10 protein-coding genes and 2 tRNA genes are annotated in these 10,434 nt (G+C 38.0%); 11 read left to right on the forward strand and 1 reads right to left on the reverse strand.

Annotated elements, in window-relative coordinates; all coding sequences use genetic code 11:
- Positions 1-66: 66 nt before the first annotated feature.
- From rpsO to bshB1, 6 genes are all read left to right on the forward strand, one after another.
- Positions 67-342, forward strand: coding sequence for a 30S ribosomal protein S15 (rpsO, locus tag KMW37_RS21765; protein ID WP_186757916.1), 276 nt, complete (start codon positions 67-69; stop codon positions 340-342).
- Between the two features lie 111 nt (positions 343-453).
- The gene (gene pnp / locus KMW37_RS21770; protein ID WP_215226753.1) at positions 454-2,595 is read left to right on the forward strand and encodes a polyribonucleotide nucleotidyltransferase; all 2,142 of its coding nucleotides are present in this window, start codon (positions 454-456) and stop codon (positions 2,593-2,595) included.
- 83 nt (positions 2,596-2,678) lie between these two features.
- On the forward strand, positions 2,679-3,542 hold the full coding sequence (locus tag KMW37_RS21775; protein WP_015267200.1) for a sigma-70 family RNA polymerase sigma factor: 864 nt from the start codon (positions 2,679-2,681) through the stop codon (positions 3,540-3,542).
- A gap of 191 nt (positions 3,543-3,733) precedes the next feature.
- Positions 3,734-4,678 carry a thioredoxin-disulfide reductase gene (gene trxB / locus KMW37_RS21780; RefSeq protein WP_215226754.1) on the forward strand — a complete coding sequence of 315 codons (945 nt, stop codon included), beginning with the start codon at positions 3,734-3,736 and terminating at the stop codon, positions 4,676-4,678.
- A 6-nt stretch (positions 4,679-4,684) separates the two neighbouring features.
- The gene (locus KMW37_RS21785; protein ID WP_215226755.1) at positions 4,685-5,713 is read left to right on the forward strand and encodes a M23 family metallopeptidase; all 1,029 of its coding nucleotides are present in this window, start codon (positions 4,685-4,687) and stop codon (positions 5,711-5,713) included.
- 65 nt (positions 5,714-5,778) lie between these two features.
- Positions 5,779-6,495 carry a bacillithiol biosynthesis deacetylase BshB1 gene (gene bshB1, locus KMW37_RS21790; protein ID WP_215226756.1) on the forward strand — a complete coding sequence of 239 codons (717 nt, stop codon included), beginning with the start codon at positions 5,779-5,781 and terminating at the stop codon, positions 6,493-6,495.
- A 49-nt stretch (positions 6,496-6,544) separates the two neighbouring features.
- Here bshB1 and pdxH read toward each other — a convergent pair whose 3' ends face one another.
- Positions 6,545-7,180 carry a pyridoxamine 5'-phosphate oxidase gene (gene pdxH, locus KMW37_RS21795; RefSeq protein WP_215226757.1) on the reverse strand — a complete coding sequence of 212 codons (636 nt, stop codon included), beginning with the start codon at positions 7,178-7,180 and terminating at the stop codon, positions 6,545-6,547.
- A gap of 96 nt (positions 7,181-7,276) precedes the next feature.
- Here pdxH and KMW37_RS21800 point away from each other — a divergent pair, with 96 nt between their 5' ends.
- The 5 genes from KMW37_RS21800 to KMW37_RS21820 form a co-directional block, all read left to right on the forward strand.
- On the forward strand, positions 7,277-7,846 hold the full coding sequence (locus KMW37_RS21800; protein ID WP_215226758.1) for a YqgE/AlgH family protein: 570 nt from the start codon (positions 7,277-7,279) through the stop codon (positions 7,844-7,846).
- 54 nt (positions 7,847-7,900) lie between these two features.
- A complete protein-coding gene (locus KMW37_RS21805) occupies positions 7,901-9,760 on the forward strand; it encodes a DUF349 domain-containing protein (protein ID WP_215226759.1) in 1,860 nt (619 codons plus the stop codon).
- Positions 9,761-9,878: 118 nt separating this feature from the next.
- Positions 9,879-9,951, forward strand: a tRNA-Thr gene (locus KMW37_RS21810).
- Between the two features lie 92 nt (positions 9,952-10,043).
- Positions 10,044-10,116, forward strand: a tRNA-Thr gene (locus tag KMW37_RS21815).
- Between the two features lie 35 nt (positions 10,117-10,151).
- Positions 10,152-10,434: GIY-YIG nuclease family protein (locus tag KMW37_RS21820; RefSeq protein ID WP_215226760.1), on the forward strand; the 283-nt coding region annotated here is incomplete at its 3' end.

Genomic DNA, 10,434 nt, shown 5'->3' on the forward strand with positions numbered 1-10,434 from the left:
ATTAGAAATAATAGTCATATCTTTGTACCTGCTTTAAATAAACGTAATAATTAATTTTAACTAAGCATGTATTTAACTTCAGAGAAAAAATCAGAGTTGTTTCAAAATCATGGTAGGTTAAAGTCTGACAAAGATACAGGATCTCCTGAGTCTCAGATCGCTTTGTTCACATACAGAATCAAGCACTTAACTGACCACTTGAAAACAAACAAAAAAGATCACTCATCAAGATTGGGTCTTTTGAAATTGGTAGGTAAGCGAAGAGCTCTTTTGAACTATCTTTACAAAAATGATATTTCAAGATACAGAGCTGTATTAGCAGACTTAGGACTACGTAAATAATTAGCATGTAAGGTTCTCGACTGCGGGAACCTTACTTTTTTTTTCTTTTCCCCCATATATTTAAACCTTACTTTTAAAACTAGTCAGAAGATTTATTCTTAAAGAAATCGTATGTTACCAAATGTAATTTCAAAATCTATCGTTCTTGAGGATGGTAGAGAAATCATCATTGAAACCGGTGCGTTGGCCAAGCAGGCGGATGGTGCTGTAGTGGTTAAAATGGGCAATGCTATGCTCCTGGCAACCGTTGTTTCAAAAAAAGAAGCGGGAGAGGGCGTTGACTTTCTTCCGATGTCAGTAGATTATCAAGAAAAATTTGCCGCATCTGGCAAAATTCCGGGGGGCTTCTTGAAGAGAGAAGGTAGGCTTTCAGATTATGAAATCTTGATTAGCCGTATTGTAGATAGGGCTATCCGTCCTATTTTTCCAGAAGACTATCATGCTGATACGCAGATCATGATTACCCTAATGTCTTCGGATGCTGAGGTATTACCTGATTGTTTGGCTGGCCTTGCAGCCTCTGCTGCACTTGCAGTATCTGATATCCCTTTCAATGGACCTATTTCTGAGGTAAGGGTAGCTAAAATTGATGGTGAATTGGTGATTAACCCAACACCAAGTAAATTAGAAGAAGCTACTTTAGAATTCATCGTTGCTGGATCATTGGATTTTATCCTAATGGTGGAAGGTGAAGCAGATGAAATCTCGGAAGATGAGATGGTGGAAGCTATTCAGTTTGCTCACGAAGAAATTAAAAAGCATTGCCAAGTTCAGATGGAACTTACCAAATTGGTTGGCAAGGAAGTGAAGAGAGCGTATTCTCATGAGAAAGAGGATTTGGCTCTTTATGAAAAAATGAAGGCTGAACTTTATGACAAATGTTATGAAGTTGTAAGCAAGCAAATCGCCAATAAGACTGAAAGATCTGATTTGATCAGTGCGATTAAGGAAGGATTTGTAGAAAGCTTAGGTGAGGAGCATGAATATGAGGCAGATTTGATCGGTCCATACTTCAAAAAAATCCATAAGGAAGCTGCTAGAAACTTGACCTTGAACGAGAAGAAGCGTTTGGATGGTCGTAAACTTAATGAGGTAAGACCTATATGGTCTGTGGTGGATTATTTGCCATCTGCTCATGGTTCTGCAGTATTTACACGGGGAGAAACCCAATCTGTAACTACTTGTACCCTAGGTACAAAATTGGACGAACAAATGGTGGACGGAGCTGTGATCTCCGGATATAATAAGTTCTTCCTACATTATAATTTCCCTGGATTCTCCACTGGTGAAGTAAGGCCAAACAGAGGTCCTGGGCGTAGAGAAGTAGGACACGGTAATTTGGCTATGAGAGCACTTAAGAAAGTGCTTCCTAGTGTGGATGAAAACCCATATACCATCCGTGTCGTTTCTGATATCTTGGAGTCGAATGGTTCTTCTTCTATGGCTACAGTTTGTGCTGGTTCATTGGCCATGATGGATGCGGGTATCCAAATCAAATCTCCTGTTACAGGTATAGCAATGGGCATGATTTCTGATGCTGAAACTGGAAATTACTCCATTCTATCTGATATTTTAGGTGATGAAGATCACTTGGGAGATATGGATTTTAAAGTTACCGGTACTTCTAAAGGAATCACTGCTTGTCAGATGGACCTAAAAGTAGAAGGTTTGGACTACAGTGTGTTGAAAGAAGCATTGTATCAAGCAAAAGATGGTAGACTTCATATTTTAGATGAGATTTCTAAGACACTTGCAGCGCCTAAATCTGAACTTAAGCCACATACTCCAAGGTCATATAATATGACGATTCCTAAGGAGTTGATCGGTGCAGTAATTGGACCTGGTGGAAAAGTAATCCAAGAAATCCAAAAAGATACAGGAGCAACTATTGTCATTGAGGAAGTAGATAACCTTGGTAAGATCAATATCTTCTCAAACAACCAAGAATCAATGGATTCTGCTATCCAACGAATCAAAAATATTGTAGCACAGCCTGAGATAGGGGAAACTTATACTGGTATTGTGAAAAATATTATGCCGTTTGGAGCGTTTGTAGAGTTCATGCCAGGTAAAGATGGTCTATTGCACATTTCAGAAATCAAGTGGGAAAGACTTGAAAATATGGATGGTGTTTTGGAACCTGGAGAAGAAATAGTTGTTAAACTAATTGATATAGATAAAAAGACTGGAAAATTCAAGCTTTCTAGAAAGGTTCTTTTGCCAAAGCCTGAGAAATCTGGGAAAAAAGATTAAATTATCCAGTAAATTAGTAATTTGAACTTATTTAAGATGTAAATCTGTTATAAGTAAGTCCTAACTAAAAATGAAATTCCTGAATGAGGCAGCTTAAAATTAGCAAACAGATCACTAACCGGGAGAGTCAGTCTCTCGATAAGTATTTACAAGAAATTGGTAAGGTAGACCTTTTAACAGCAGATGAAGAGGTGGTACTTGCCAAAAGAATCCGGGAAGGTGATCAGCTAGCTCTTGAGAAATTGACTAAAGCAAACCTAAGGTTCGTGGTATCTGTGGCAAAACAGTACCAAAATCAAGGTTTGTCTTTGGGAGATCTTATCAACGAGGGAAACCTTGGGCTTATCAAAGCAGCACAACGTTTTGATGAAACTAGGGGCTTTAAATTCATTTCTTATGCGGTATGGTGGATTAGACAGTCTATCTTGCAGGCCTTAGCTGAGCAATCAAGGATTGTGCGTCTTCCTTTGAACCGTGTAGGGTCCTTAAATAAAATCAGTAAAACTTTCAGTGAACTGGAGCAAAGATTTGAAAGGGAGCCATCTCCTGAAGAATTGGCTGAAGTACTGGAAGTAACTGCAGGAGAAGTGGTTGATACCATGAAAATCTCAGGACGTCATGTTTCCATGGATGCTCCGTTCGTTCAAGGTGAGGAAAACAGCCTATTGGACGTATTGGAAAATGATGGTGAAGAAAAACCAGATGATGGTTTGATGAATGACTCCTTGAGAAAAGAGGTTCAACGTGCTCTGTCTACCCTTACGCAAAGAGAGGCTGATGTAATTACTTTGTATTTTGGTTTAAATGGTGAACATGCCATGACACTTGAAGAGATAGGGGAGAAATTTAACCTTACTCGTGAACGTGTTAGGCAGATCAAAGAAAAAGCCATCAGAAGGTTGAGACATACTTCTAGAAGTAAAACGCTAAAACCTTATTTGGGATAAAAATAAGTCAACACACATCAAAAGGGGCTCATGCCCCTTTTTTTTTGTTTGAATAATATTTCTGGATCGTTCTGAATATACCTCTAAAGGATTTGAGATATTTTAATTGAATATTTAGGGAATTTTAACAGGAGGATTCTTTGTTAACAAGATTAAAATTCTAAAATTTGCCAACCAAAAATTCTTGGTCAATGAATAAAGAAGCAGAAAAAGTCAAAGTTTTAATCATCGGTTCTGGACCAGCGGGATACACTGCGGCCATATATGCATCAAGAGCCGGTCTTAGTCCTATACTATATACTGGAGGACAGCCAGGTGGTCAACTTACCATCACAAACGACGTAGAAAACTACCCAGGATATCCTGATGGTGTGATGGGGCCACAAATGATGGAAGACTTCAAAAAGCAAGCAGAAAGATTTGGTACTGATGTGCGTTATGGATTGGTTACAGGAGTTGATTTTAGCTCAAGGCCGCATAAGGTAATTGTGGATGATCAAACCGAAGTTCTTGCTGATACTGTAATTATCTCCACAGGAGCATCGGCTAAATGGCTTGGACTTGAAAGTGAAAATAAATTGAACGGAAAAGGGGTTTCTGCCTGTGCCGTCTGTGATGGGTTCTTTTTCCGTAACCAGAAAGTGGCGATAGTAGGTGGTGGAGACACAGCATGCGAGGAAGCTTCTTACCTTTCCAATATTTGTGAAAAGGTATATATGTTGGTGAGGAAGGATGAACTTCGGGCTTCTGTAATCATGCAGGAAAGAGTGAAAAACAATCCTAAGATTGAAATCCTATGGAATACCGAAACAGAGGAAATTTTAGGAGAAGAGGAAGTAAGTGGAGCAAGGATTAGGAATAATCAAACTGGTGAGGTATCAGAACTGGAAGTGACTGGATTCTTTGTAGCTATTGGTCACCAACCAAATACCCAAATTTTTGAAGGTGTATTGGATATGAACGATGCTGGATATATTATTACCCAGCCAGGAAGTACGAAAACGAATATCGAGGGCGTATTCGCTTGTGGTGATGCCCAAGATCATATTTATAGACAAGCAGTAACTGCTGCGGGAACTGGATGTATGTCTGCTCTGGATGCAGAGCGATTTCTTGCTGAAAAAGAAATGGCTTAAAATTCCATGAGTATAAATGCATTTCGTTTTGTAATAACACTAATCCTGTGCATGGGCCTGAACTGGGCGCATGCACAGGTCTTTCCAAAAATTAAGAAGAATACTGAAGCGGCAGTTAAACTACCGGATGTTCGTAGTATCAAAACTTTTGATGTAAAACAGTATCTGGAGGATTTGCACAGGGATACTGATTCTTTAATATATAAAGATAGGGTAGATTTAAGACGTAGGTTAAGTGCGGTAAGTGAGGATACTCTTTCTTTGGTGTGGGTGCCCACTCATCAACTGGTGCAGGTAAATGAGAAAGTTCAAATAGATAGTATCTGGGTAACAGCCTTTGAACATTATTCCTCGTGGGATAGTCAGCGTATTAATAGCTATGATTTTAATCCCAAAGATTTTAAGGACACCATTCCGGTTAAATTATATGACCCTTATTTTGGTAGCAATTGGAGCAAACCTTTAGATCATACAAAAATCAATTCTGAGTTCGGTTTTAGGAGGTATCGTTGGCACCATGGCACTGATTTAGATTTAAATACTGGAGATCCTGTATATGCTGTTTTTGATGGGATTGTCAGGATGCGTTCGTATGATAGGTATGGATATGGTTATTATTTGGTCATAAGGCATAGGAATGGATTGGAAACCCTTTACGGGCATTTGTCAAAATTCAATGTGAACGTAGGTCAGGAAGTGAAGGCCGGAGAGATTATTGCAAAAGGAGGAAGTACAGGTAGAAGCACAGGGCCACATTTGCATTTTGAAGTAAGGTATCAGGGCTTGTCTATCAATCCGACCGAGTTGTTTGACTTTTCTGTAGGAAGGTTAAAGAGCAGTGTTTACACAATTACGGCAAGTAGTTTTGAACACGTGATTGAAATGCAGAAAGCCGTTTACCATAGGGTGAGGAGTGGGGAAAACCTCAGTGTGATAGCCAGAAGGTATGGAACGTCAGTAAGGCAGATAACTCGGAGAAACAATATTTCTACCAGATCGATTTTGAGGGTTGGACAAAGATTAAGAATTAGGTAAACTATTAATTATATATTCTTGTTAAATGGGAGTTTTGAATAAATTCCCATAAAGAAAAATTTCTGATGAAGTTAGATATATTGGTAATAGCTGCGCATCCTGATGATGCCGAGTTATCTTGTTCAGGTACCATTGCAGCACATATTGCAAAAGGATATAAAGTAGGTGTTTTGGATTTGACCCAAGGAGAAATGGGGACTAGGGGAACTCCTAGCTTAAGGCTAGAGGAAGCCCAAAAGTCAGCTGAAATTCTACATCTTTCTGCAAGAGAGAACCTTGGTTTTAAGGATGTGTTCTTCAGAGATGATGAGCAACACCATCTTGAAGTGGTAAAGATTATCAGAAAGTACCGACCTGAAATTGTATTGGCCAACGCAGTGACAGACAGGCATCCCGATCATGGAAAGGGGAGCAGCTTAGCAAGCAATGCTTGTTTTATCAGCGGGCTTAGAAAAGTTGAAACCAATTTAGAGGGTGAAGACCAGCAAGCTTGGAGACCCAAATATGTTTACCATTATATCCAAACAAACTATATTAAACCTGATTTTGTGTTTGATATATCTGATCATTGGGAAGCTAAACTTGAAAGCATCAAGGCTTTTAAGTCACAGTTCTATGATCCAGATAATAAAGAGCCTGAGAGCTATATTAGTAGTCCTGAATTTTTCACATTTATTGAGGCTAGGGCCAAAGAGTTTGGACAGAGTATCAACGTGAGATATGGAGAAGGCTTTACTGTTGAAAAAATGATTGGAGTCGATAATCTTTTTGATTTAAAATAAAATCAGTTTGTTCGATTGAAAAAAAAAAGAGGTGAATATCACCTCTTTTTTATGGAGCTAATCTGACTTTACCCCACGCACCAGACTCATTGATTTTATATAAGATTCTATCATGAAGACGGCTTGCCCTGCCTTGCCAAAATTCTATAGATTCCGGGATTAACCTATAACCTCCCCAATGATCTGGCCTTACAATGGGTTCATGTTCGAATTTTTGAATCATTTCGGACTCTCTGTTTTCAATAAACTCCCTGTTTGGAATTATTTGACTTTGAGGTGAAGCCCAAGCACCTATCTGGCTTGATTCTGGTCTTGTTTTAAAGTAGTTGTCTGATATTTCAGGGCTGACTTTTTCAATTCTACCTTCAATTCTTACTTGTCTTTGAAGTTCAGGCCAGAAAAATGTCAAAGCAGCATAGGGGAATTCAAGCAGTTCCTTGCCTTTATTGCTATTGTAATTGGTATAAAAAATAAAACCGTTGTCAATTCCCTTCAGAAGGACTATTCTGGATTTAGGTTTATGATTTTTATCTACGGTGGATAAATTCATTGCGTTTGGCTCGTTGACTTTGGCATTTATAGCTTCCTCTAACCAAGAGCTAAACTGTTTTAAGGGAGAATTATCAAGTATAGAAACCTCCATTGATTTGAGGGTATATTCTGTTCTAAGTGCTGCAATATCCATTTTTACCAGTGATTTTTATCGTCATAAAAATACCATTGTTAATTGCATTTATGAAATTTTGACCTATATTAAAGATTAAATATCAAATACTATTTGATGGATAAAAACGAGAAAATTATACCAAAATCGGGGCAATTACTGATATCGGAGCCTTTTTTACAAGATGAAAATTTTGTAAGGTCGGTTGTGTTGCTTTGTGAAAGTAATGAGAACGGTTCATTTGGTCTTGTTTTAAATAAGTTGTCAATATTAAAGATTAAGGATTTGTTGGATGAACTGGAATTTCTCGACATGGAAGTATATGTCGGGGGGCCAGTAGAGCAAAACACATTGCACTTTATTTATAAAGGGCCAGCTCTCTTAGAAGGTAGTATTCAGCTTGCCGAGGAACTATATTGGGGAGGAAACTTTGAGGAGTTGGTCAGTAAGTATAAATCTGGGTTGGTTGATCTTGATGGATTTAGGTTTTTTATAGGTTATTCCGGTTGGTCAGAAGGGCAATTGGAAGATGAACTAAGTGAGAAAACCTGGATATTATGTGATCAGGTGGATGCCAAGACAATTTTTGATTCATCACCGGAGGAGCTTTGGAGGGTGGCACTGCGTAATATGGGGGGAGATTTTCAGGTTTTGGCAAATTATCCCATCGACCCAAGATTAAATTAAATTATTTATTACTTTTGCTTATAGCATATTTGGTAAGATGTACTCATAGAGATTATGAAGAACGATAAGGAAATGTCAGAAGAAAACAAGGTGACCCAAGAATCAGTAGAGTCTACTGAAGTGGGTAATCAGCATGAATCGGAAAATGATACCCAACATGAAGATGATCATCACGATGATGACCATCATGAAGAAGAACACCATGACATAGATTATGGTAATTACTCCAAGAAGCAGCTGATAGGGGCGCTTAAGGAAATTATTGAAAAGGGCAATTTCATAAAAGCCGATCAAATTGTTAATGATATCAAGAGTCACTTTGAGGAAGATCATTTTAAGAAGGAGAGAGAAGAAGCTTTGAAGAGCTTTTTGAAGGATGGTGGCGTAGAGGATGATTTTCAATATAGACAAACTGAAGAGGATAAGATATTTTTTGCCCTATACGGTGATTTCAAAAATCGCAGGTCAGATCAGATAAAGAATCTTGAAAGGGAAAAGGAAAAAAACCTTTATGCCAAGAACCAAATTCTAGAAAAATTAAGAGAATTGGTGGATGGTGAAGAGACGACCCATAGTATTTCTACCATCAAAGATATCCAACAAGAGTGGAAGGAAATTGGTCCTGTGCCTGGGGCGCAAAATAAGAGCTTATGGGCTTCCTATAATGCCCTTATGGATAGATTCTATGATAATAGAAGTATCTATTTTGAGTTAAAGGAACTCGACCGTAAAAAGAATCTAGAAGGTAAGATTGAACTTTGTGAAAAAGCAGAAGCCCTTAATGAAGAGGAAGACTTAAGAAGTGCCATCAAGGCATTAAATGATCTTCATGAGGAATTTAAGCATATCGGTCCAGTTCCTAGAGAGGAGCAGGAAAATGTGTGGCAGCGATTTAAGGGTGCTTCTGATGCCATTTATGCTAAGCGTAAAGCTTACTATGAGAGTCAGAAGGAGGTCTTCAAGGAAAATCAAGTTAAAAAGGAAGCATTGATCAAAAAGCTTGATGAATTCAAGGAGTTTAAAGCTAATAGGATCAAGGAGTGGAATGTTAAGACCAAGGAAATTCTTGCGATTCAAAAGGAATGGGAATCTATAGGACCAGTTCCAAGAGAATGCGGAAGAGAGATAAATAGAAATTTCTGGGGTTGCTTTAAGCAATTTTTCCATAACAAAAACTTATTCTTCAAAGAACTTGATGAGATCAGGAGGATAAATAAAGAAAAAGCTGAGGGCTTGATAGAAAAAGCGGAAGAATTGAAGGATAGTTCCGATTGGCAAAACACCTCAAATGCCCTAATCAAACTTCAGCAAGAATGGAAGAAGTTAGGACCAACACCTGAGAAAGTCCGTGACGAACTTTATAGGAAGTTTAAAACTGCCTGTGATACATTCTTCGACAATAGAAGACAAGCCAATAAAGAAACTAATCAAGAATTTGAGAAAAATCTGGAGTTAAAAGAAGCTATTTGTGAAAAGATAAGCGCTTTACCAGGTTCAGATGGACTTACAATTGAAAATCTTGAGAAGCTAGTGGAAGAATATAATTCTATTGGCTTTGTCCCTAGGAAGAATATTAAGAGTATAGCTGCTAAGTTTAATGAGGCAGTTGAATCTTGTGTAGATGTGATGGATACTGATGGAGAAAATAGGGAAGAATTCCTTTTCCGTCTTAACTTGAACAAGATTCAATCTGATCCAAATTCTGATAGAGTGTTCAATAAAAAAGAACATGGTATAAGAAAACAGATCAGTGATCTTGAAAATAATATCACTTTATGGAAGAATAACCTTGAGTTTTTTGCTTCATCAAGAACTGCCGATAAATTAAAAGATCAGTTTGATCAGAAAATCGAAAAAGCTGAGGAAGAGATTGAGAAGCTCAAGAAAAAACTTTCCATTTTAAGAGAATTTTAAGTTTCTAACTATTAGGGAGATATAGTTATCTCCCTAATTTTTTTTTCAAATCATTTGGGATGATATGAGAATGCCCATATATTTGCACTCGCAATAAGGGAAAAGCCCAAGCAAAAAAGCCTCCTTAGCTCAGCTGGTAGAGCAACTGACTTGTAATCAGTAGGTCGTTGGTTCGATCCCGACAGGAGGCTCAATTTCGAATTATGTTTTATTGTTTCAGTATTTTTGCTGAAAAATAAAAGGCCTTATTATTCTGGTAGTGATCAGGATGGTAAAGCAAAAAGCCTCCTTAGCTCAGCTGGTAGAGCAACTGACTTGTAATCAGTAGGTCGTTGGTTCGATCCCGACAGGAGGCTCAAAAGGACAGTTCAACAGCTGTCCTTTTTTTGTTATGTCAATTTTTAAGGTTTACATATTGTACTCAAAATCCATTGATACTTTTTATATTGGTTTCAGCAGTGATCTATCCCAACGAATAGATCAGCATAGGGAGCATGGTATTAAAGGGAGTTTTACCAATAGGGCCGAAGATTGGGAATTGTATTTTAGTTTGACTTGTACTTCTGAATCTCAGGCTAGATCGATAGAAAGACATTTAAAAAAGAATAAGTCCAGGAAATATTTATCTAACCTAAAAAAGTACGAAGCCATTGGACGAAGGCTCTTGGAGCAAT

Origin of the sequence: Echinicola shivajiensis (assembly GCF_018642165.1) — a bacterium.
Taxonomy (GTDB): Bacteria; Bacteroidota; Bacteroidia; order Cytophagales; family Cyclobacteriaceae; genus Echinicola; species Echinicola shivajiensis.